This window comes from Novipirellula rosea (assembly GCF_039541335.1).
In the GTDB taxonomy this organism is placed as follows: domain Bacteria; phylum Planctomycetota; class Planctomycetia; order Pirellulales; family Pirellulaceae; genus Novipirellula; species Novipirellula rosea.
Genome location: NZ_BAABGA010000120.1, coordinates 526,273 through 548,877 on the forward strand (window position 1 = coordinate 526,273; position 22,605 = coordinate 548,877).

Consider the following 22,605-nt stretch of genomic DNA (forward strand, 5'->3'; position numbering starts at 1 on the left):
TGCCGTTACGCCCACGCTCGAATCAGCACATACTTGACCATGACGCTGGCGGCGATCAAACACAATGCACAAAGGGCAATCGGTGGAAATGTGATCGCGTTCCAGGTGAACGGCTGGACCGCCAATTCGCGGTAGTCCGTGAATTGATGCGATTCGATCTTCGTTTTCTCGAGTTCATCGATCGCTTCGTAGATCGCTTCGAGCGACTGAGTGTCGGTGGCTCTGAAGTATTCGGCTCCGGTGGTTTTCGCGATTTTACGCAGCGTGTCTTCGTCGATATTGACGTCCATCCACTGCACGGTCGCTTCGCCGGTAAAGGGATGCCGCGACGGAAACGGAGCCCGTCCCTTGGTGCCAACCCCGATCGTGTAGATTTTGATTCCCATCGTCTGGGCCAGCTCGGCGGCCTGGATCGGGTCAAACTCGCCTGCGGTGTTTTCGCCATCGGTCATCAAAATAATGACTTTGCTTTTAACCGATTCCTTGTCACCCGTTTCCAGTGATTGCAGTTTTTCGACCGCCAAACTGATGGCATCACCGATCGCGGTCCCATCCTCGCGACGCTGCGTCACAATCTCGGCTCGATTGAGTTGTTCAAGTAGGAAGGCATGATCCAGCGTCGGGGGTGTGATGGCATCGGCAAATCCAGCGAACGTGATCAAGCCAATCAAGTCGCTAGCGCGGCCAGCGATTCCATTTTGATCGGCTTCCTCTTCGTCTCCTTTGACAAAGCTTGCGGCCACGTTTTTAATTGCGGTCAAGCGATCAACATGGTTTCCATCGATCTTAAAATCCATCGCCTGCATGCTGCCGCTGCGGTCAACGACCATTTCCATCGCGATCCCTTCGGAATCGATGACGGTTTGCTCGCGGCCCACTCGAGGTCGCGCTAAGGCAATGATCATCGCAACCAACGCCAACAGCGTCAGGAATTCGGGGAGCCACGCCAACCGTTGACGCCACGTTGGCCGAATCCCCGCGATGCTGTGGGTCGAGCTAAATCCAATCGACCACGATTGTCGTCGCCGAAACATGCTCCAGCCAAGCAGTGGTACCAAAGCCAATAACAACAGGAACCAAGGACTCTCAAACATCACACGCCCTCCCTGCTGCCGGACGCGACTGGCGAACCGGACGAATGGTCCAGCAATTCATGCAGGAAATTCGTCGCGTCTTGCACCTTTGGTTTGATTTCCTCCGGCGCCAACCGATGCGGTGCGAATTTGGTTTGTTCAACGTCCATCAACCATGCGTTCAATCGGTTTTGATGTTCACTCGCAAGCGATGACTTTGTTGTCACAAATCGAACGACTTCGTCGGTCGTCATCACGGCGGGGTTCATGCCTTCGCGAGCGATGACAAAATCGCGAGCGATCTCGGCAAGTTCGAGGTAGGCCGATCGGTCATCGATTTGTCCTGCCTCGTGACGCTGCTTCAGCGAGGCCAAGCGTCGCGATGCCCACTGCTTTGGCGTGACGGGCTTTTGCATCCGCCGTTTGACCAGAAATGCGACGAAGGCAAGGGCTATCAATCCGGCTGCGATCGCGGGCCAGTGAATCGGTGTCGATTCGGATTGCGAAGGAATCGACAACGCGGGTTTCATCGGGCGAAATGCCGTGGGGTTATCCTCGCTCGTTAAGACACTGTTGATTTGGATCGGTATCGGTTTGCTGCGAACGAGGCCTGATTGCGAGTCGGATGCATCGCGAAGGACATAACGAATCTCGATCGCAGGAATCGTTTGCTCGCCCACTTCGATCGTTTCCAGTCTCATTCGCCGCGTCCAACGTCGTGTTGACGAATCGGCGTCGTCCAGCACCGGTATCGACGGCAAATCCTCGACGGCGACGACATCGAATGGTCCCAATGTTTCGGTCGTTGGCGGAAACGTAATCTCCGCGTCCACGGGAGCAGTTACGGTGAGCGTCAACTCGATCGGATCCAGCAGCAATGCCTCGGTTTGATTGACGGTGGTGTTGACGTCAACGTGACGGTCATGTTCAGCGGCATCGAGGGGTGTCAATCCGATCATCAGCGCGATTGCGAACATTGCTATCCGGGCACCCGGAAGCAAGCAAAAACGAGGTTGGCGTTTACATGTACTGAATTCACGTGCATTCAATCCGTTCACCGCTGTGTCTCCCGATGATAGAAGTACTGTTGCAGTGGATGGACAAAATCGTGTCCGGTTTCGAGATAGATCGCGGGCATTCGCATGCGTCGAAAGGAGGATTCGAGGTTCTCGAAATGCCGCTGTACCGAATCGGCGTAGGCACGTCGCACGCGGGCGCTACTGGTGTCCATCGTGACCAATTGGCCCGTTTCCAAATCACGCAGCCGGACCAATCCGATATTGGGCATCGTCATTTCACGCTCGTCGCGGACGACGACGGGGATGATTTCGTGACGACGACGAGCGACCTTTAACGTGTTTTCGCAATGAGTGTCTTGGAAATCGCTGATCAGAAAGACGACCATTTTTCGGTGCGACGTGCGGTTAAGATGCTCGATCGCCGACGTCACACTGGTTCCGCTGCCCACGGGTTGGCAATACAGCAGGTCCCGGATCAAACGTAAACAGTGGCGAGTGCCTTTGCGAGGTGGAATTGATTTTTCAACGCGATCCGAAAACAGCGTTAAACCAACTTTGTCATTGTTTTTGATTGCAGAAAAGGCCAAGGTCGCGCCGAGTTCGGCGACCAATTCACGCTTGGTTTGTGATTGCGTTCCAAATCCTTGCGACGGACTGATGTCGACCAGCAACTGGACCGACATCTCTCGTTCTTCGCGAAACAGTTTGACGTAGGGCTGATCCGCCCGCGCCGTGACGTTCCAGTCGATGCTGCGTACGTCGTCGCCGATCGCATACGGCCGGACTTCCTCGAACTCCATACCGGTCCCCTTGAACGCCGAGTGCCATCCGCCGGCCAGCAGATCGTCCACGACGTGGGAGGTACGGATTTGAATCCGACGAATCTTTTTCAGGATTTCTGGAGGAATCAAGGTTGTTGGGTCTCTTACAAAACAAGTCAACGGAGGGCAAGTCAACCATTGATCCGCGTTGGAACAATCGTTGACGTAGCGGATCTTGCTAAAGATCCTGTCCCCATGATTGATGCATGGGATCTAGCTGAAGATCCTGTCCGCATGGGATCTTTAGCAAGATCCACTACGGGGTTTGTGGAATCGGACATTCGGGCGGCCATCACGGCACTGCAACCGCGTCCAAAATCATTTGCACGATGTGTTCGCTTGTTTTCTCTTCCGCCTCGGCTTCGTACGTGATCATCACACGGTGACGCAGCACATCCATCGCGATGTCTTTGACGTCTTGAGGCGTGACGTAGGCTCGGCGATGCAAGAACGCGTTCGCTTTGGCGGCCAGTGTCAAGTTGATCGTCGCACGTGGTGATGCACCGAACTGAATCCATTGGGTGATCGGCAAACCGTAGGCCTCGCATTTCCGTGTCGCCATCACCAAATCGACGATGTATTCGGCAATGCGTCGATCAACAAAGACTTGGTCGACAAGGTCGCGAGCTCGGACGATCTCTTCGGGCGTGGTGACCGCTACGACTTCGTCCACGCGGCGTGTTCGCGACATCCGGCTGAGGATCTCGAGTTCTTCGTCGCGAGTCGGATAGTCGACGACGACCTTCATCATAAAACGGTCCATCTGAGCTTCGGGCAGCGGGTACGTTCCCTCTTGCTCGACCGGGTTCTGCGTGGCCATCACGAGGAACGGATCAGGCAGCGGGAATGTTTCGCTGCCGATCGTGACTTGGCGATCCTGCATCGCTTCGAGCAGCGCACTTTGCACTTTTGCCGGAGCCCGGTTGATTTCGTCGGCGAGAATCAAGTTGGCAAAGATCGGGCCTTTTTGGACCACAAATTCTTGTTGTGCCGGCCGATAGACTTGCGTTCCGATCAGGTCGGCCGGAAGCAGATCGGGGGTGAATTGCAATCGCTGGAAATTGGCATGAATCGCTTTCGAGAGCGTCGCCACGGCGGTCGTCTTGGCGAGCCCTGGAACGCCTTCGATCAACAAATGACCTCCGGTCAAAAGTCCGACCAGCAAGCGATGGACGAGCACCTGTTGTCCGACCAGTGTTTTGGCGACCTCGTTGGCCAATCGCTGCATCGGTTCGCCGTGCCGCTGGATTTCCTCGATCAGCTGCGAGTCCAGCGATGGGTGTCCGCCGCTCGTGTTGTCCGTGGTATCGGCTTCAAACATTGTTTCTCGTTTTTCCATGGAAAAGGGAATCGATGCGGGAAAATTTCGGGGACTTGGCGGTAACGAAATGCATGTGCCCATTTCAAGATGAATTTAGGCAATGCAAATCAAGTACCAGCGGCGATTTGCGGATGAATTACGTGGTTTTACGAAGTTTATCAAAATGAGTTCGTGGTCGATCCGGGGCAAATTGCCCCACGCGTGTCAGGCCGCCGCGTCGAGGAATTGCAGTCATTTCGCGATTCACATTGCTCCATTCGCTCGGTTTTGCTACCTGAGTTGTTGTCGATGGTTGCCTCGGGGCGACATCGCTACGTTCCCCGTTCACTAACCAAGCCAATCCCGTGAATTCGGCCACGACTGACGCCCCTTTTGTGTTTTCGCCCGCGAGCTCGCCGCTCGGCCCGCATACGGCTGCGCCATCGTCCAAAGCATCACCGGACTCCAGTTCCAATCGGGCTCCTGCATCGCTGGTCGATGAAACGCGGCGCGAGATTTCCGAGATGGTTCGCGAGATCGCGTTGGCGGTCCGCAGCGAGCGATCGCGTGCTGAATTTTTTGGCATGTTGGCAGATCGTATCCTACGAGCGATGGCTGCCGAAGGTGTCGTGATTTGGCGAATCGAATTAAATGAACGAATCGAAGTAAGTGAGCCGGGGTTTGCAGGCGGATCGGACGATGCGGTAGCCGGGACGCCCAAAATGAGTGTCGTTCACCACATCGGCGAGATCACCGACCGCTCGATTCCCGCGGGCTCGATCGCGGCCCACGATCGCATGCTGTTAGAAGTCAGCGACGCTGCCCAGCCCGTCGTAGTTCCGGCCACCCCGGATGCCTCGGACCCCGAAGTGCCCGCCAATCCCACGCATTTTCCTGCTGCCATCGTTCCGATTGAGTGTGAATCGGCCAGCACCGGCGAGTCGTATCTGCTCGAAGTGTTCCTTGAACAAGAATGTGGCGTCGCGACGCAGCGTGGATACTTGCGTTTTGTCGCTCAGATGGCAGACCTTGCCGGCGAATTTCTGCGCAGCGATCAACTTCGCGACTTGCATCGCCGACGACAGCGAACCGAACAAGTCGATGCGGTGATTGCATCGATCCACGGATTAACGAGTCGTGAAAAGATCGAAGCGAGAGTGGTCGACGCCGCTTCGGATCTATTTGGATTTGATCGCGTTGGGCTCTGTTATCTCCGCAATGACGTGGCCCAGCTGAGTGCGGTGAGCTACGTCAACGCGATTGATTTTCGCGGTGCGGCGGCGAAACAAATGATTTCGACTGCGGAATCGTTTTATACTCCCGACACCTATGTGTTGTTGGAAGCAGACGATTCCGATGACAAACCCAGCACGCCACTGCAGCCCCGCGTCGTGGTCGCTGCGGAAGCACGCGATTCGCTCTGTTTGGTTGGATTGGCCAACGCGGATTCAGTAATCGATTGCCAAAGCATTGCAAATGACCTGCAGCGGTTGGCGAAGCATGCGGGACTAGCGATTCGTCATCGAAAAAGTATTGAAGCAATCCCCGGTGGCCAATGGTTGGTGTCGTTTGCGAACCAAAGCCGAGGCGACCGTAGCGGGAATTGGTTGGCGCGAGGTTTTGCGATCGCAATGTTGACATTGATCGCGGTCGTCGCGTTTCTGCCGGTGCCGATGGTGGTCACCACCCCTGCGACTCTGAGGCCGGAAAAGATTCAGTCGCTGTTCGCGTCACGCAGTGCGACGGTACAGCAAATCCATGTCTCGCATGGTGAGCGAGTCCAGCAAGGGCAAGCTCTGCTGACGATGCACGATCCTGAACTGGAAAAACAGATCACGACGCTGCTCGGGCGGCACGCGGTGCTACTGCAAAAACAAGCCTCAATCACCACGGCGCTCGTGGATACCGCATCGCATCGCAGCGATCGCAGCGAGCAAATTCAAAGCGAGCGAAGTTTGGTTGCCGAGGAATTGCAGGCGATTGACGATCAATTACAGATTTTGAAGCGAGTCAAAGAATCGCTGGTTTTGCGTGCCACCGAAGATGGCGTGGTCGATAGTTGGCAGATCGGGCGGCGTTTGCTCGGACGCCCTGTCGTGCGAGGCGACAAACTGCTCGAGGTGATCGGCGAGGACACGGCTTGGTTAGTCGATGCCCGCGTTCCGCTCTCGCGAATTGCCTCGGTTCGTTCGGCATTGCAATCCGAATCGCTTCGCACCGCCGTTTTGATCGATGGCAGCGAAACGCCCAATCACACCGCCATCGTACAGCAATTTGGTCCTTCGATGCGCAACGTCAAAGACGACACCGATACCAAAGCGGTCGTTCTCCGTATCGAAAACGGTGACGACATCGGAGCCTTATTCGGAGCGGGGCCGGTTTCGGGATCGCCGGTGCGAGTTCTGTTCCGCTGTGAATCCAAGCCCGCGATCGGAGTGCTGTTCTATGACGCGCTGGAAGCGGTTCGCAGCACGATTGGACTGTATTGGTCGGCACGTTCCCAACCCACGGAAAACGCAGCATGAAGTTCATCGCTCTCGTATCACGCTCGCTGTGTCTCTTGGCCAGTTTGACATTGCTGGGCCGCAGTTTGGCTGCGGAAAACAGCACGATTGAGGTCACGGATTGCGTCGTCCGCTTTGCCGAAGAAGTGCATGTGCCGAGTGTCGAGTCGGGACGTGTGGCGGCGGTCAACGTCAAATTGAATGAACCGATCGACAACAATGCCATCATCGCGCGGTTGGATGATCGAACGCTGAAAATTCGACATCGTGCCTCGACGCTGCGACTGGACCATGCGCGGCGCACTGCGATGGACGACGTCGAGCTTCGATACGCCGAAACCGCATTGGCCGAAGCCGAAGCCGAACTGGATTCCAACCGTTCGATCCACAAGGACGTCAGTGGCGCGATCCCGCTCAGCCATCTCCGCCGTTTACGTTTGGCGGTCGAGCGTGGCGAATTAGAAGTCGCGTTGGCTAAGAAGCGACGTGTCGAAGCCCAAGTCGAAGTCGAGATGCGCGAGGCCGATGTCGCGATGCTCGATGACCAGCTACATAATTTGGAAATTACCAGCCCGATGGCCGGAACGGTGCTCGAAATTAGCCGTTCGCCCGGCGAGTGGATCGAAAAAGGAGAGGCAATCGCCACCGTCGCACGTGTGGATCGCCTGCATGTCCATGCATTGGTGCGGCAGGAAATGTTGCCCTTGGGGCAATGCAAGGGGTTGCCGATCAGTGTGCACTGGATCGATTCACACAGTGGTCTCGAAAAATCATTACGCGGCACTGTGTTGTCACTTGATCCGCAAGTATTAGCGGGGGCTCGCTATCGATTGCATGCGGAAGTGCTCAATCGCCGAGACGAGACAGATCCGTCGCGCTGGCAATTGGTCCCAGGAACCGAAGTGCGGATGAAGGTGTATGCAAACCAACCGGTCCAATCCAATGCCTCGCTGCCGACGCGATACTCGAGGGAACCATTGCGATAGTGTCCGGCAAACCCCGCGATTCACGGTCACCGATTCTTCCACACGTGCTGATGTCCAACACACCCGCCATCGAACCGCCGCGATTGAGCATACGCAGCGATCTGGATTCGATTCGGATCGATGAAGGGCAGCGCGCAGCGCGGCTTGTGATCGACGATGTCAGCGGCCGGTTTTCGCGTGTCACCGAGCGCGCGTGGCAACAACTCCGTCGTCGTGACGCCAATCCGATGTTGTGGAAACAGGCACAGCATGCCGGTTGGACTCGGACGCGATCCAGTGTCACGCCGGGACGGTTTTCGCTGCTCGCAATTCGAATCCCGTTGGGATCGATCGATGGGATCGCCAAATCGATGGCGGGATATAGCGGAATTTTGTTCGCGCCCATTGCGATCGTGCTTTGGAGTGGGCTGATTGCCGCGGCGCTGCTGTTGGCCATCTCACGCAGTCCGCAATGGATTCATGGTGTACAAAACTTGCCGCAATTCCTCTCGTCCACCAATTCCGTCTTAATCGCAGTCACGTTTTTGGCGACCAAAACGGTTCATGAACTGGCGCACGCGGTGATGTGTCGGCGGATGGGGGCGAGAAGTAAATCGGTAGGCGTGTTCCTGTTTTGTGGTGTCCCGTCGCCCTATTGTGATGTGACCGATGTGTGGCGGTTGCCCTCCGCACTGAGTCGCGCGGCGGTGATGTTGGCAGGGATTTACGTCGAGTTGATCATTGCTGCGATCGCGACCTTTGTTTGGTGTGGTGCAAATGATCCGGCAATCCGACTGCTAGCGATGAATTTGATGATCGTGTGCGGGATCAGCACGGTGCTGTTTAACGCCAATCCGCTGATGCGTTATGACGGCTATTTTGTCTTGATGGATTGGGTGCGAAGTACCAATCTACGTCGCGAAGCACGCGACTGTTTTCAAGCAACGGTGATCAGCCGCGTTGCGGGCCATGATTATGGACGCGCGCGGCGCTATGATTTCCGTGGCATCGCGTTGTCGATCTATCACGTGACCTCGCTGATCTATCGCAGTTTGATTTTGGTTGCGATCGCCACTTTGCTGCTTAGCCTAGCCGGAGCGGTGCATTTGCGGTTCGTTGCCGTCGTGGTGGTCACTTTGGCGGCAACCGCGATGATCTTGCGTCAAATAAAGTCGAGCTTTGGAATTCTACGAGGAGAGGGGCATTGGATGAGAGTTCGATCGTGGCGACGTTTCGCGGTGGTGCTATCGCTGATTGGAATTTTGGCGTTGGCTTTGTTGTCGCCCCTTCCTCGCTACCGTCACGTGGTCGGCATCGTTGATTCGGCAGACGCCGTTAACGTGTTTTTGCCGCCGGACAGCCAAATCAATTCGGTCGCGACCGAGGTGGGACAACACGTTCAGGCAAATCAATTGATCGCCACGCTGGCGAATGACCACGAATTGATTGAAGAGGCACGGCTGCAAGGTGAATTGCGATTAGCCAAATTGCGAAGCAATCTCGCGCGTCGAACCGCACTGGATCGTCCCCAAGTGGCCTCGCAGTGGACGACGCTGCAGGCAGCGGAAAAGTCGGTTGAAATGTTATTGGACGATATCCACCAACGACTTGATCAAGCCAACGTGGTTGCCCCGATTGCGGGAACGATGTTACCGCCAACGCCTCAGTCAGAAACACCCGAGCGTGCATCGTCGATCTGGCTGTCGGGCCAAGTGGGCGCTCTCGCCGATTCGCAAGAAGCATGGTGCCGGATCAGTCCCCAGGGGCAGCGACACGCGGTTTTTCGCATCGACGCTCGCGACCATGACAAGATTACCAATGGGACCGAGATCCGCATTCATTTGCAGAACGGATCGGCGGGCGTGATATCGACGGCGATCCAGTCGGTGTCCGCCATTGAAGCCGACTCGCAATCGATCACTCAGGAAGCGAACTACCAAATCTTGTGCCCATTGCCTGCTTCTAAGTCGCACGAGATGATGGATTCGATTGGTGCATCGTGCTCGGGGGTCATTCGTTTGCCATCACGTGCGATCGCTGCCGATCTTGTCTACTGGATCAGCGAGTTTGTTCGTGGCCAAATCTAAATCCGATCGGGATCGGCAAGCGACAACGGCTCAAATGCCTGAGCCGTCGCAGCGGTTGCCCATCGATATCAACGCGGGGCCGCACCCCAGTTTGTTGTCGCTTGAGAAACTGCTTGAGGATTGCGAACTTCGGACCCAACGGCGAAGTGGCCCGGGAGGCCAACACCGAAACAAAACGAGCTCCGGTGCGTTCTTGCTGCATCGGCCGACAGGAATCGTAGCCGAGGCGACCGAGCGGCGAAGCCAAGCCCATAACCGCGACGTGGCACTGGAACGTTTGCGTTACAGCTTAGCCGTGGAAGTCCGAACCAAGTCGGCTTTTGATGAACCGGCAACGGAAATCGAAGCGGCGTTTCGAGAACGGTATCGCGGGAACATCAAACGGATGAACGAACACAACGTCGATAAACCCGCGGTATTAGCGTTGCTGCTGAACGATCTTCACGCCAGCGGCGGACAGCCGAGTTTGGTCGCCAAACGGTGGAAGTGCAGCACCAGTGCGATTGTCACGCTGCTGCAATCGGTGCCTATTGCGTTTGCGCTGGTCAATCAAATTCGTAGCCACCACGCGCGGTTGCCACTGCGGTAACGCAGACTAACCGCGATAATCGGCACAATCGTTCGCATCCGCGCCGATGTTCGTGTCGCGAGTTTGTCTGGGCTGCATGCCGACGAATTTGCACGTGCTAGGGTTTTGCACCGCAAACGAGAGCGTCGGGTTAGGATATTTTGACAAACAATTTGCCATGTTTAGAGTACAGGTAGATGGGAATTTTAGAAACCTTGTTCGGGCAATCTAACGAGATCCTTGAAAGCACCGGTGGTGAAGGTTGGAACAAGCATGGCTTTGGGACGAAATATCTGTTGATTACCAGCAACGATTCGCAACCCGTTGCTCGGCTTTATGGCACCACGCGCGACTCGCGACGCGAACTGTTGGACGCGATCGATGTTCTGCTGTGCAATGAAGACCAATGTTTGTTGATCGGCGTCGAGGCAGGCGATGGGATTTCTCGCTTCTTTCGCCTAAATCCAAGCGAAGCACGAGAGCGTCTAGGTGCTTGATTTTCTTGCTTTCATTTTCCTGCAGTGATGCAAAAACGAAAACGGCTCGCGGTGAAACATGTTCACAGCGAGCCGTCTTGTTTGATTCAGAAAGCGATGTCCTGCTGAGCGAGGAGGTTTAAGTTGCTTTCGCTTTGGTACGGGCTTCGCGAAGTCCTCGGCTGAGGATATCACGCAGCATTGGCGAGAAGTCTTCGTATTTGGCTTCGTCCGGAGCTCCCTTGCTGAACTGGTAGATCGCATCGCGAGGTTTGACCCCCAGTGCGATTAGCGAGCTGCTGACGGTACCGTACTCGGGATTTCGCATCACCATGCTTGGACGACCTTGGCCGACCGGGGCACGGGCGAAAACCTTGCTGGCGACTGCCAAAAATTTCACAGGCGAATCGAGCGTTTGTAGCGTCAATAAGCGACGTGCCATCTGAACCCGTTGATCTTCGGGATCGTTCAAGTTGCGGGCGCCGATGATATTCAATCCATCGCGAAGCTCGACCACCTCTTGGCGTTCGTCCGCATGGATTGCGTACCCGTTGCTGGCGTCGGCAATAATGATATTGCAGCCTTCGTAGCGAGTTTTCGCAAACTCGGCGTGGGCTTTATCGAGCGCCTTGTTCGCGGTGGTGCAACGAAGCAGATCCAGAGCAAGCAAACCACGTGATCGCTGACCAAATAGGGGCATCGACGTCGCACGGTTGCACAAGCCGACGAAAACACCGTTTTGGTTTACCCCCAGCCACGTCCCACTTGCTTTCTGGTCAATCCCACATAACACCCGGGGCTTGCCAGATTGGATTGAAGGCGGCAAGCTTGAGCGGTTGTAGTATTCTTCGCGATTGGCGGCCACCAAAATTGGACTTTCGGGGACCAAGCGATACTGAACGGCCAGTAAGCACATTTCGCAGCTTTCTTTTCAAAGATCGGTTGGAGGGAATTCTCGGGCTGACGCCAGTCCCAGCACCGAAATGGTCTGGAGCAACGACTCAGCACAGAACAATGTATCTACGCAGTCACCTCCACTACACCCCCTGGTGAGGGGTGTCCGTCAAAAATTAACTTGTTTCAGCGAATTCCGCCCTCCTTGCTGGAATTCTGGGCAATCTTTGACGCTCAAATCGGTCGATAAGGATAGGTAGCTGGGCAGATGTGAATGCCTTTTACCGTTTTTTGACCGTTGTATCCCCCTGAACGAAGTATGGAAATCAATACCTCGGGACCCCATTCCAAAGCCGTTTTGGCCATTCGCACCAATGTCAGCGTCACGCTTGCCAGGCAAAAGGTGCCGCTTCGCCGGATTGTTGACCTCGTTCAAGGGTCATTATTGACGTTCGACACCCATTGTGACGAGCCGCTGACGCTCGAAGCGGGCGGCCAGCCGATCGCGATTGGCGAGACGATCAAAATTGGGGACAAATTCGGAATCCGAATTCGCGAGATTCTTCGTAAAGAAGAAGACTAGCTCTGTGTCCAGTATTTATAGGCTCGCATCGTTTGCCGGGCCGCTTCTTCGGGATTAGGCCATGCGAAGGCTTCGGCACACAGGTATCCCTGATAATTGATTTGGCGAAGTGCGGCGATGATGCGGCCGTACTGCATATGGCCGCAACCGACGGGACGGCGGTTGCTATCGACAAAGTGAATGTGGCCGACTTTGTCGCCCCCGCTAATTAATGCCTCGGCAATATCCGCTTCTTCGATGTTCATGTGGAACAGATCGCAGAGCAGCGTGACGTTTTGGGTCGAGAGTGAATCGAGCAACTTCACTCCATCGGCGACCGTACAACACTGGTTCGTCTCGTAACGGTTCAGCGGTTCGTAGATCAGCGGCACGTTGTACTGAGCGGCGTGGCTGCCGCCATCTTCGAGTGCTTCGCACAAGTATTTTCGCGCGGTCGGAGCATCGACCACGGCATCGGAGCGTCCTTGCATCGATCCGATAATCGCCGAAGCACCGAATTGACCCGCCAGATCGATGACGTCTCGCACGAATTTCTTGGCCTGTTCACGTTTGCCAGCGTCGGCGTCGGCGAGTTGCAATTTATGCTTGACCCAGCCAGCCCCGGTTCCTAACGCGGCAAGTTTCAGTCCCGCTTTGTCGAGCATCGATGACAATTTGTCGGGATCGATTGCGTCGGTTCCGGGAGCAAAAATTTCCACCGCGTCGTATCCCAGCTCTCCTGCGAACGCGATCGATTTTTCGAGCCCGTCCCAAAGAACAAAAGGGCCACCGCGAGCTTCTTCGACCAGACTAATAGTGATACAGGATTTCATGACAGCTTTTCTAGGAACAGAGGGAGTAGGGATGGAAAAAGCAAGCGGCAGAACGAAGCGACGTGGATCGCCCTAATCCTTCATCTAAATTTGACCGTCGTGGACGAGGCAACGAGTCCTTGTCATTTGCCAAGCGTACGGGACTCGTTGCCTCGTCCACTACTGGCCTCGTTCACTGACTTAAAATCAACCTAAACAAAGCACTACGCTGCGGGGCCGTCGTTGTTTTCAGGACGACCTTCGACGTAAACCCAGTTGTGAATCGGTTTAAGGATCTCGATCACTTCGGCCACCAAGGTTTCGTCCATCGGTTCGTCGAGCCAATCGCACCATTGGGCGACGCGGTCAGGGTTGGCCGAACCGGTGACGCAGCTTGCAAATTCTTCGTTTGCAACCGAATACTGCAGCGCCAACTTGGCGATGTCGGTGCCTCGGTCAGCACAGTGGGCGGCTGCTTTGGCGGCGACTTCACGAACCTCTGGCGTGGCTTTGTGCCAATCGGGCAGCGGCGAATTGGTCAATAATCGAGCCGAGAACGGTGCCGCGTTGATCAATCCTACGCCTTGTTCTTTACAGGGCTCGATCAACGCCAACGCCATGTCGTTTTGCAGTGTGTAATGATTGTAGGTCAGCACCACATCGAGATCCGAACGCTTGAGCATCTCCAAGAAGATCTTCATTGGATAACCGCTCACGCCAATGAAACGCACCTTGCCCTTTTCGACTTCCTTTTTCAGGGCGGGGATGGTTTCGTTAACGATTTGGTCGAGGTCAACAAATTCGATGTCGTGACAAAACACCATATCGATGTGATCGATTCGCATCCGCTCGAGCGAAATATCGATGCTTTCGGCAACCCGTTTTGCACTGAAATCAAAATGCTTCGGAGCAAAGCGGCCTAACTTGGTGCTCAATAGATACGAGTCACGAGGTACGTCGGGCAACATGCGGCCAAGCATAATCTCGCTCATCCCACGACCGTAATAGGCTGCGGTGTCGATGTAGTTCATCCCGCGATCCAACGCGACATGCACCGCTTTGAGTGCCTCGCCCACATCGACTTGGCGAAATTCGGCACCGATCGAGGAGGCGCCAAAACCAAGGACGGGAAGTGTCAGTCCAGTGTTGCCAAGAGGTCGTCGCTGCATTGCCATCGGATTGGGTTTCAGGTGAGTTTGGGGAGTGACTTGTTCGCCAAACCAACCTAACACATCTAGCAGGGCTGTGAGGAGAGGCGGTCTACGGCAAAAAACAGCCCGAAATGTTCCAAATCAGACGCAAACTGTCACAAATAAGACACCGGACGACACTCGTCCATTGCCGTTTGCTTTGCCGGCCAAACCCGAGGGTGTTTATTGCGGAGCGGCGCGAGGTAGACTTCGAACGCTCCACTCGCTGCGACCGGGCCAGATGACGCGTCACGGAGATTAGCCACTGTGATCGATGAGCTAGAGTCGTCAACAAGGTGGGGGCGTCAGCGAAGTGGGGGCGTCAGCGAAACAGCAGCACTAGCACGAGCGGACGGTGATGCGATCGGTAACCGTATCGACTCCGGGAGTCTCGATCGCTGTTTGGTAAGCCATCTGTCGTAAGTAGTAGCTTTCCATCTCGCCGCGAAGTTCTACGGCTCCGACGTCACCGACCGTAACATCGACGCGGCGAAGTTGACGATAGCTGCTCGCTTCGAATTTGCACAAGATGTCACGACGCAGTTGATCAATCTCGTGGTTCACTTTGGCAGCCACTGGCTTTTGAACAGCCACTGGCTCATTGGCAACTACGGTCTCGCCTGGCAAATGCAGCATGGAAATCAGTCCTTTGAATGCGATAGAAAAACGGAAGGAGGGAAGTGGTTGGATCCCGTTCCCGACGAGGCACTTGAATCAATGGAAGTCGCGTTATCGCCTCGGAGGTATGCGGCGGAATCAGCTTGCTGTACGCGACGGGTCACCCCCCTTCCATAGCAAGCATGATTCTCATGCACTCGATCATTTTATGCAATGGTCTTCGCGTGAAAAACAAACGATTACATCATGATAGCAAGCGTTTCGCTTTTCCGTAGCATAAGAGGGGGATTTGATAGGCTATCGCTGCCGAACGATCTGAAACACACCCCCGATTTTCCACTGTCCAAAACTCAATCCGGAACACCGCGCTCGTGTGATTTCAACGCTCGTGTGATTTCAAGAAGTGCGCGAAAAATGCGTAGATCACTTCGTTGGACGAATCGTTGGGTGAGTGGTCGGGACGGTTTGTCATTGCGACACGATCGCGGTAGCCAAGGATTGCGTTGACCGCAACGCTGTGATTCAGTGGCTGCCAGCGTGAGAGCGGATCTTCTGAACCTGCCGAAACAAGGAACGGTCGCGGTGCCATCAACGCATGCAATTCATGCAAATCGTGACCGTCCTCGACCAGTTTTGGGTAGAGCCCCCGCACCGGATTGTCGTCGCGGATCAGCCCGCGTCGCCGCCACGGTTTGGGGTGATAACCGAGGTACCAAGGTTCCCAGTAGTTCACGCTCGGTCGTGCTTCGTCAAACACGATGCCTGGATCGGACCAGGCGGCACAGGCAAATTTGTCGAACAAACACGAAGCGAACATTGCCCATTTGCCACCAAAGGAATGTCCCACGATGCCGATTCGCTGCGAATCCACCTCGGGACGGTTTGCCAAGACGTGCCAAGCGTTAGCAGCGGCGTAGGCCAACATCGACAGAGGCTGAACTTGGGCGTTGTCGAGACTGGGGTAGTACAGCGAGTATGTTTTTGCGGCGGTCGCCTCGGTCGTTCCGATCGACAACACGACGAATCCGCGGCGAGCAAGCTGCAGTGCGAAATCCCGATTTGCCGTCCCTTGCCCGATCGCCGTCTCGGGCTCGTAAAACACCGTGACCACGGCGGGATGGGGGCCTTCGCCATCGGGAACCAGCAAATAACCGGTCGTTTTCTCGTTTGGCGTCCATGGAAAGCGGATCTGGTGCTGCGTGAAATTCTCGCGTCGCTCCGTTTTCAGCGTTTCCACCTCTGGCTGCGTGATCAGCGGCGGCCATTCGCCCAGCATCGATTGCCAGTCCGCTAGAATCTCGCTGCGGCGACGTTTCCACTGCGCGCGAGTCTCGACCGGCGACCCGTCCTTGAACGTCAGCGGAGAGGAATAATCGCCGAAATCGTCCGCGAACTTTTGCGGTGGCGAAAAGTAGGGAGCGATCGTCTTCCAGGCCGTGTCCGCGTTGGGGGCTGATTCCTCGGGCGTTGATTCCTCGGGCGTTGTTGATTTGGCCCCCGTGTGACTGTCGCCCTGCCATGCTTGATTGGGGCGATCCCACATTAACTTGGCAACATAAACGCGATTATCGCTGCCATGTTTCTCGACTCCGTCGGGCTGCATCCATTCGGTCACCGTCACCCACGTTTCGGTCGGTGAGACTTCGGTGACACCAAAGTTCCCCAGCCGAGCACCGTGCTCCGGAACGACCACTTGCTCTGTTTCGCGGATCACTTGCAGGGTTTCAGGATTGACCTGGGCGATAAACAGCGGAGCGCGATGCCGAAAAACATGGTCGTTATTTGCACCCCGGCGAGTGTAGACCAGAAACAAACCGTCGCTATGCGTCACCCAGTGCTGTTGAGTGTTGTAATTGCCAAGATCGTTGCCATCGTCGAACGTCCAGCGACGAGGCGTTTCAAAGTGCATTCCATCGTCGCTGGTACAAACGTAGCCGTGATCGTCGTTCCGCATCGTCAAATAGTAGCGGCCGCGAAATTGGGTCAATGACGGTTCACAGAGTCCACGTTTCACCGGAATCGTCAACTCATCGCTATGCTGGACGTACTGTAGCGTGTAGCCGTCATAGCGACAGCGAACCACGGTCACCGAGTATTGTGACTGAGTCGGATTTCGGAAATAGATCGGCAGCAAGACGTCGCCGCCTGGCAAGTCGACACGCTGGACACTGCCTGCACCCGCGTTCTTAAATTTGGCATCCGATGGCATGTTTACGGTTTGCCAATCGGACCATTGGTTTTTGGAGGGTTCGAATGTGGCGTAGGCAATCCCGCGAGGCGACGCGTGCATCACCCGATTGTTGCGATACCATACAGTTTGCCCGATCCCCAGCAATCGCTGACTGGCCGCATGCCACTTGGGGGCGAAGTCACAAACGGTGGTTTCATCACCCGGTTGTACCAAGTCGGGGGCAACCGACGCGCCTCCGGGAAGCGGTGCGGAAGCGTCAGCGGCGACACGTTGGCGATCGAATGCATTCAGCTCGACCGGGTCACTCCAGGTGTCGCCGAGATTTTCCGAGCGAGTCTGGTGCAGCGGATAAAAGACGTCGGATCCGCTCAGCAATAATTTCTGCATCGTCATCACGACCGACGGCTGGCCGGCGGGATCCGACGCCGGGATCGCCCCAGCGCGTGCGTGCACCCAACACTGCTTGCCATCGTACCCTTGGTAAGCCACGGTGGGATCGATGGTGAACGCGACCGTTGCCGGATTGCCACTGTCGGCAGCAAGAGCGATCGCGGAACTAACGAGCATCCACAAAGTGGCTGTCCACGCCAATCGTGTTGGCGTCCAAGGCACTGTCATCACAAACGTCTCGATCAACGGGAAGGGGGGGCTGGCAAAGGTGGGACGCCGCCGCATGGCAACAGCGGGGCCGATCGCTGCAGCGGGGCGTGCTTGCTAGCGGCGGGGCGGGTTAGGCTCTGTCTGAGATCGCACCAGGGGCGGAAACTTGGTAGCGGAATTCGTCAAGAATTTCGATTTCCCAAGGGTTTATGCCATGCTGCCGAAACGTCACGCACGACTTCCGCTACGATTTTCAGACAGAGCGTTAGTCTAACGGATCCCGGGCGCGGGCGGGGGAACGAACGCCAATTCTCAATAAAGTGGATGGCGTTGGGCGGCTTGTCGGCGGGCTGATTAGAATGGCTGTGACCCGGACAATCACTTTGGCCGTCATCTGCAGGAGGTGACGGATGGTTTTCCGAAAATGGTTTTCCGGAACTTGGGATGACTTGGTAGCTGGGGCGATTGATGGAGGATAGCTAGCCATTTGTCGGTACAGATTCCGCGATTGGTACATCCTATCTGAAGGGGAGAAAACCTTTGAGCTGGAGCCCCTTGGTATTGCCAATGTGAAGTAGACCCCAAGGCTTGGGATCGTTAGCTTAAGTGCGTTATTCGTGCAGTGAGGATTGGCACGATAAGACGAGCCGAGGAAAGGGGATATGTTGGGTTGGGCCAAAATCTCGCGGAAATGGGGTGCTTCTGGCAAAATGCGGGCATCTCACCGCGGTTGATGTCATGCTCACCCCCCGCACCCCTCGCCCTTTGAATGCTTCCGTGATCAATACATCCTCACAGATTTCCGCATCATCCGAATTTCCAACGCAAACGCCACCATGAAACAGCCCCTGTTAGAGCGACGCAGCCCGCTGGGGGTCACCTATGCGTTGGCCATCTTGATGGTCTTCTTTTTCGTGTTGCCATCGGTTTTTCGTGCGGCACGGTTGAGCTTGGGTGAGACGCAGAACGAAGTCAAAGATTGGTTGCCGAGTGATTTTCCGGAAACCGCCGAGCTGGAATGGTTTGCCGACCATTTCGTGGGCGAAAGTTTCGTGTTGGCCACATGGCCGGGATGCACCAGCGGCGATCAACGCTTGCAATTGCTCGAGCAAAAACTGCGTCACGAGTCCGACGACTATGATCCCGCCGTTGGTCGGTCGGCCGAGGTCCGCGCCGAATACGCTCGCGCTCGCGAGAAGGGCAAAGAGCTGGGACTGCTGAACACCGGCCGCAAAAACGACAACTGGGGGAGCCTGCAGGAGAAATGGGTCCGCTCGGCATCAGGGGATTGGTACTACATCACCCCGGATGGCAAATTGTATCGCTGGGAAGAGGCGATGACCGGACCGGCGGCGTTGATCCGTACGATCAAACGGGCGACCGGTAACTACGCGCTTGAAGGCACGTTTATCACTGCCTTTGGCGAAGCGACGGACGATCAAGCGACCAATCCGTTTTACAATGATCCCTCGCTGATTTGTGCGCCGATGTTTCATACAGTTGAAACCGGGGATTCGATTGCGGATGAATTGTCCGCAGAGGGCGGAGCGCTTTGGCCGATCGATTTGACCGATGAATCGATGCGTGCCACCGTGGCTCGGCGATTGGCACTGGAGCGATTGACGGGGACGTTATTCGCGAACGCGGTGCCTTACGAATTTGATTGGAAGATTGAATCGTTTCGCAACGAAATTCCCGCGTCTCGGCGAGATGAGTTGCCTGAGGATTTTGACGAGCGGGTTAAGCAGAGCTTTGAACGAATCCTAGCAGACCGTTTTGACGGATCGCTCGACCAATTGCGAGCCGCCTCGACGGAGGAGCAGGACTACGTCTGGTACGCCATCTATGATTCGGTCGACGTTACCCCCCCACCGCGATTGACCTGTGTGGTGGTGACCTTAACCGATATTGCCAAAGACAACTTGCCCTACGTTTTAGGACGCGGAGTCGCTGGGGGGCCTCGCGGTCGATTGTTGCAATTGGCCGAAGATTCGGGGGTTCGTCCTGCTCCGCCGCCATCGACTGCACCTCCGCCGTTTAATCGCCAGCCCGCGGAAACGGTCGCGGGAATGCCGCCTTTGCGTTTGGGCGGACCGCCGGTGGACAACGTCGCGATCGACGAAGAAGGAACGGTCACGTTGATCCGTTTGCTCGGCTACAGCCTGGTGATCGGGATCGTATTGTCGTACATCTGTTTCCGCAGCATCAAGATCACCACGATGGTGTTCGTTGTCGGTGGCAGCGCCGCGATGCTCAGCATGGCGATGGTGTGGTGGACCGGCGGCAAGGTCGATGCGATTTTGATGAGCATGCCTTCGTTGGTTTATGTGCTGGGGCTTTCGGGCGCGATCCATGTGGTCAATTATTATCGTGACGAGGTCCGCGCCGGCGGCGAAGTCGGAGCGGCCGGGCGAGCGCTGCGGCATGCGATTTTGCCTTGTACGCTCGCTTCGTTTACGACCGCGATCGGATTGGCATCGCTGTTTACCAGCAACTTGGCTCCGATCAGCAACTTTGGTTTGTATTCGGCGATTGGGGTGATGGTCACGCTGGGCATCTTGTTCTCTTATTTGCCCGCCGCGCTGCAAACGTTTTCGCCAGCTTCGGACCTAGCCCGCGACGCCAAAGAAAAAGCGGCGGCCAAACAGGCGACCAATCCGGCGTCGAAGTCAAACGGCAGCCCTCACGACGATGCCCCGGAAGGTTACTTTGCCGAGTGGTGGGCGTCGGTGGGGCGCTGGGTCACGTCGCATCATGCGTTGGTCAGCATCGCCTGTTTGACGGTGTTGTTTGTCGGCGCGATGGGGCTGAGACACATCAAAACATCGGTGCAGCTGTTGAAGTTGTTTGATTCCGAATCGCGGATCATTCGTGACTATGCTTGGTTAGAAGACCATTTTGGCAAATTGGTCCCGATGGAAATGATCGTGCGAGTGCCGAATTCGTCGCTGGCCGAATCCGATCTTGTGCAGAACGGACCGGCAAAACCAGCTACGGAAAATTCCACGACGGAACCCCATCCGCTCAACATGCTCGAGCGTGCCGAGATGGTTGCCCGAGTCAGTCAAGTGGTGCGGCGAACGCTCGGTGAAACCGGAATGGACGTCGTCGGCCAAACAATGAGCGCCGATACGTTCTTGCCCCCGCTTCCGCCGCCCAGCAATTCCTACGACCCGCGTCGATCGATCGTCAATCGCAAGTTGCTCGAGTCGCGTGACCAATTGCTGCAAAGCGATTATGTGCGGATTGAAAAAGAGGGTCCGTTTGCCGGCAGCGAATTGTGGCGAATCAGCTTGCGAGTCGGTGCATTGTCGGACGTCGACTATGGTCGCTTCATCAGCACGCTGCGGACAGCGGTGGAACCGGTAATGCGGGCCTACGATACGCGAGAAGTGTTGTTGACGTCGCTCAAGCGTGATGCCGATGGCGAACCTCGGAAATTGTCTGGCAAAGATGTCGTCGTGCTGGTCGGGCATGAACGCCCCGAATCGCTTGACACCGCAAAACTGCTGATTGATCCCGAGACGATTGATACACGAAGCATCTATCTCTCGACGTTAAAAGAATTGTTGGCGAACGAGAGAATTCGTGTCGGTTGGGTCGATCCCAACGCCGCCGATTCCAAACTCGAGATCGGCAGCGAGAAATGGAACCAAATGGTTGCTGCCGCCAGTGCGGTGATGTGGGTGGGCGACGAGCCAAGCGACCCCACGCTACGTGAATCCGCGACGCGCTGGATCGACGCAAACGAAGTGGCATCCAAGCCGGTGCAAGCCGCGTTGACGCCGGATCGGTTCCCCAACGTCGAGGGTTCTGGTTCGCTACAAACGATCTACACCGGTGTGATTCCCGTCGTCTACAAGGCTCAGCGGACGTTGCTGTATAGCTTGCTCGAATCGATTGCTCTTGCCTTTGTGCTGATTGCAATTGTGATGGCGATGCTGCTGAACCCCGGTCGATTGCCGTGGTCTTGGGCGAGCCCATCGAATTTAGCCAACGGGGTGATGGCCGGTGCGGTCGCGATGATTCCCAACGTGTTCCCCGTCCTGCTTGTCTTTGGCGTGATGTGTCACTTGGACGTCGCAATTGATATTGGCACGATGATGACCGCTTCGGTGGCAATGGGAGTTGCAGTGGACGATACGATTCACTTTTTGTCGTGGTTCCGCACCAATCTCGATCGAGGGATGACCCGCGTCGAAGCGGTAATCGAGACGTATCGCCGCGTCGGCCCCGCGATGACGCAAACCACTGTGGTCGGAGGACTCGGACTGTTTGTCTTTGCACTTTCGACGTTCACGCCAACGCAGCGTTTTGGAACGCTGATGCTGTTGATGTTGGCCACCGCATTGGTGGGAGACCTGATTCTGCTGCCCGCTCTTTTGGCGGGGCCTTTAGGACGCTGGTTTAAACCGCGGACGACGACCGATCCGAGCCAAGCGGCGAACGCTGCGGCGACGGCGGAGGCGACGAGCCCACCACAGATGGCTCCTGCTATCGAACCGCAATCGCAACCTGATGCGGCCAGCGAATACGAGGACTTGCCACGCTTGAAAGTCCATTTCCCCCCAGATCGGATCGATCGACCCCATCGCATGAAGCGGAAATAGTCGACGGAATGGCGGGCAATGGCGAAGTTTGCAGGCCGCTACTCTGATCGGGTGGTTGCCTGTTTCCTGAGCGCTTCTTTGCTCGCGGCAATCGAGACTGCTATCGTTTGCAGCAGTCCTTGCTCGCGCTCAGTTGAAATGCTTGCTTTCACTAAGAATTTATCTTTCCATTCGTCACGGATCTATTTAACCCAAAGCAGAGCTTAAGGGAGGCAATCGGTCCGGCCGTTTCAAGATCACCAATCGGCGGTTCAAAATCGGATCCAAGCGGGCGCGGGGCTGTGCGAATGGGAACAGTTGTTGCGTTGTCCGTGA

16 protein-coding genes are annotated in these 22,605 nt (G+C 55.9%); 7 read left to right on the forward strand and 9 right to left on the reverse strand.

Annotated elements, in window-relative coordinates; genetic code table 11:
* Positions 1-5: 5 nt before the first annotated feature.
* From ABD971_RS34100 to ABD971_RS34115, 4 genes are all read right to left on the reverse strand, one after another.
* A complete protein-coding gene (locus ABD971_RS34100) occupies positions 6-1,094 on the reverse strand; it encodes a vWA domain-containing protein (protein ID WP_345328216.1) in 1,089 nt (362 codons plus the stop codon).
* Complete coding sequence (locus tag ABD971_RS34105; protein ID WP_345328218.1) at positions 1,094-2,050, reverse strand: hypothetical protein; 957 nt, start codon at positions 2,048-2,050, stop codon at positions 1,094-1,096. The genes ABD971_RS34100 and ABD971_RS34105 overlap by 1 nt, the downstream gene beginning before the upstream one ends.
* 77 nt (positions 2,051-2,127) lie before the next feature.
* Entirely contained in the window at positions 2,128-3,003 is an 876-nt protein-coding gene (locus ABD971_RS34110) for a DUF58 domain-containing protein (protein WP_339936517.1), read from the reverse strand.
* Between the two features lie 202 nt (positions 3,004-3,205).
* The gene (locus ABD971_RS34115; protein ID WP_425571420.1) at positions 3,206-4,234 is read right to left on the reverse strand and encodes an AAA family ATPase; all 1,029 of its coding nucleotides are present in this window, start codon (positions 4,232-4,234) and stop codon (positions 3,206-3,208) included.
* A 344-nt stretch (positions 4,235-4,578) separates the two neighbouring features.
* On the opposite strand from ABD971_RS34115, the gene ABD971_RS34120 reads away from it, so the two are divergent.
* The 5 genes from ABD971_RS34120 (at position 4,579) to ABD971_RS34140 (ending at position 10,834) form a co-directional block, all read left to right on the forward strand.
* Complete coding sequence (locus ABD971_RS34120) at positions 4,579-6,738, forward strand: efflux RND transporter periplasmic adaptor subunit (RefSeq protein WP_345328221.1); 2,160 nt, start codon at positions 4,579-4,581, stop codon at positions 6,736-6,738.
* Positions 6,735-7,703, forward strand: a complete 969-nt coding sequence (locus tag ABD971_RS34125; RefSeq protein ID WP_345328224.1) for an HlyD family secretion protein — start codon at positions 6,735-6,737, stop codon at positions 7,701-7,703. Before ABD971_RS34120 ends, ABD971_RS34125 begins: the two co-directional genes overlap by 4 nt.
* Positions 7,704-7,753: 50 nt before the next feature.
* The gene (locus ABD971_RS34130; RefSeq protein ID WP_345328226.1) at positions 7,754-9,769 is read left to right on the forward strand and encodes a hypothetical protein; all 2,016 of its coding nucleotides are present in this window, start codon (positions 7,754-7,756) and stop codon (positions 9,767-9,769) included.
* On the forward strand, positions 9,756-10,358 hold the full coding sequence (locus ABD971_RS34135) for a peptide chain release factor-like protein (protein ID WP_345328229.1): 603 nt from the start codon (positions 9,756-9,758) through the stop codon (positions 10,356-10,358). The genes ABD971_RS34130 and ABD971_RS34135 overlap by 14 nt, the downstream gene beginning before the upstream one ends.
* A gap of 176 nt (positions 10,359-10,534) precedes the next feature.
* Positions 10,535-10,834: a hypothetical protein gene (locus ABD971_RS34140; RefSeq protein WP_345328231.1), complete on the forward strand. Its 300-nt coding sequence runs from the start codon at positions 10,535-10,537 to the stop codon at positions 10,832-10,834.
* Between the two features lie 118 nt (positions 10,835-10,952).
* Here ABD971_RS34140 and ABD971_RS34145 read toward each other — a convergent pair whose 3' ends face one another.
* Complete coding sequence (locus tag ABD971_RS34145; protein ID WP_008696001.1) at positions 10,953-11,729, reverse strand: NRDE family protein; 777 nt, start codon at positions 11,727-11,729, stop codon at positions 10,953-10,955.
* 297 nt (positions 11,730-12,026) lie between these two features.
* Here ABD971_RS34145 and ABD971_RS34150 point away from each other — a divergent pair, with 297 nt between their 5' ends.
* Entirely contained in the window at positions 12,027-12,290 is a 264-nt protein-coding gene (locus ABD971_RS34150) for a FliM/FliN family flagellar motor switch protein (protein WP_339936531.1), read from the forward strand.
* Here the strand turns inward: ABD971_RS34150 and ABD971_RS34155 are convergent.
* The 4 genes from ABD971_RS34155 to ABD971_RS34170 all read right to left on the reverse strand — a co-directional run bounded on the left by ABD971_RS34155 (position 12,287) and on the right by ABD971_RS34170 (position 17,698).
* Positions 12,287-13,102 (reverse strand): TIM barrel protein, encoded by an 816-nt coding sequence (locus tag ABD971_RS34155; RefSeq protein WP_339936533.1) that lies wholly within the window; start codon positions 13,100-13,102, stop codon positions 12,287-12,289. The two genes, ABD971_RS34150 and ABD971_RS34155, sit on opposite strands and share 4 nt — an antisense overlap.
* 203 nt (positions 13,103-13,305) lie before the next feature.
* A complete protein-coding gene (locus tag ABD971_RS34160) occupies positions 13,306-14,256 on the reverse strand; it encodes an aldo/keto reductase (RefSeq protein ID WP_345328524.1) in 951 nt (316 codons plus the stop codon).
* A gap of 354 nt (positions 14,257-14,610) precedes the next feature.
* Positions 14,611-14,907, reverse strand: coding sequence for a BON domain-containing protein (locus ABD971_RS34165; RefSeq protein ID WP_339936535.1), 297 nt, complete (start codon positions 14,905-14,907; stop codon positions 14,611-14,613).
* Between the two features lie 361 nt (positions 14,908-15,268).
* The gene (locus ABD971_RS34170) at positions 15,269-17,698 is read right to left on the reverse strand and encodes an alpha/beta hydrolase family protein (protein ID WP_345328240.1); all 2,430 of its coding nucleotides are present in this window, start codon (positions 17,696-17,698) and stop codon (positions 15,269-15,271) included.
* Positions 17,699-18,516: 818 nt separating this feature from the next.
* Between ABD971_RS34170 and ABD971_RS34175 the strand changes: the two genes are divergently transcribed.
* Positions 18,517-22,290 carry an efflux RND transporter permease subunit gene (locus tag ABD971_RS34175; RefSeq protein WP_345328243.1) on the forward strand — a complete coding sequence of 1,258 codons (3,774 nt, stop codon included), beginning with the start codon at positions 18,517-18,519 and terminating at the stop codon, positions 22,288-22,290.
* The last annotated feature ends 315 nt before the right edge of the window (positions 22,291-22,605 follow it).

Bases quoted from the DNA above. Each gene is read 5' to 3' on its own strand.
- ABD971_RS34100 (WP_345328216.1), bottom strand. From the start codon at position 1,094: ATGTTTGAGAGTCCTTGGTTCCTGTTGTTATTGGCTTTGGTACCACTG.
- ABD971_RS34145 (WP_008696001.1), bottom strand. From the start codon at position 11,729: ATGTGCTTACTGGCCGTTCAGTATCGCTTGGTCCCCGAAAGTCCAATT.
- ABD971_RS34115 (WP_425571420.1), bottom strand. From the start codon at position 4,234: ATGTTTGAAGCCGATACCACGGACAACACGAGCGGCGGACACCCATCG.
- ABD971_RS34155 (WP_339936533.1), bottom strand. From the start codon at position 13,102: ATGAAATCCTGTATCACTATTAGTCTGGTCGAAGAAGCTCGCGGTGGC.
- ABD971_RS34150 (WP_339936531.1), top strand. From the start codon at position 12,027: ATGGAAATCAATACCTCGGGACCCCATTCCAAAGCCGTTTTGGCCATT.
- ABD971_RS34175 (WP_345328243.1), top strand. From the start codon at position 18,517: ATGAAACAGCCCCTGTTAGAGCGACGCAGCCCGCTGGGGGTCACCTAT.
- ABD971_RS34170 (WP_345328240.1), bottom strand. From the start codon at position 17,698: ATGACAGTGCCTTGGACGCCAACACGATTGGCGTGGACAGCCACTTTG.
- ABD971_RS34130 (WP_345328226.1), top strand. From the start codon at position 7,754: ATGTCCAACACACCCGCCATCGAACCGCCGCGATTGAGCATACGCAGC.
- ABD971_RS34125 (WP_345328224.1), top strand. From the start codon at position 6,735: ATGAAGTTCATCGCTCTCGTATCACGCTCGCTGTGTCTCTTGGCCAGT.
- ABD971_RS34160 (WP_345328524.1), bottom strand. From the start codon at position 14,256: ATGGCAATGCAGCGACGACCTCTTGGCAACACTGGACTGACACTTCCC.
- ABD971_RS34165 (WP_339936535.1), bottom strand. From the start codon at position 14,907: ATGCTGCATTTGCCAGGCGAGACCGTAGTTGCCAATGAGCCAGTGGCT.
- ABD971_RS34105 (WP_345328218.1), bottom strand. From the start codon at position 2,050: ATGTTCGCAATCGCGCTGATGATCGGATTGACACCCCTCGATGCCGCT.
- ABD971_RS34140 (WP_345328231.1), top strand. From the start codon at position 10,535: ATGGGAATTTTAGAAACCTTGTTCGGGCAATCTAACGAGATCCTTGAA.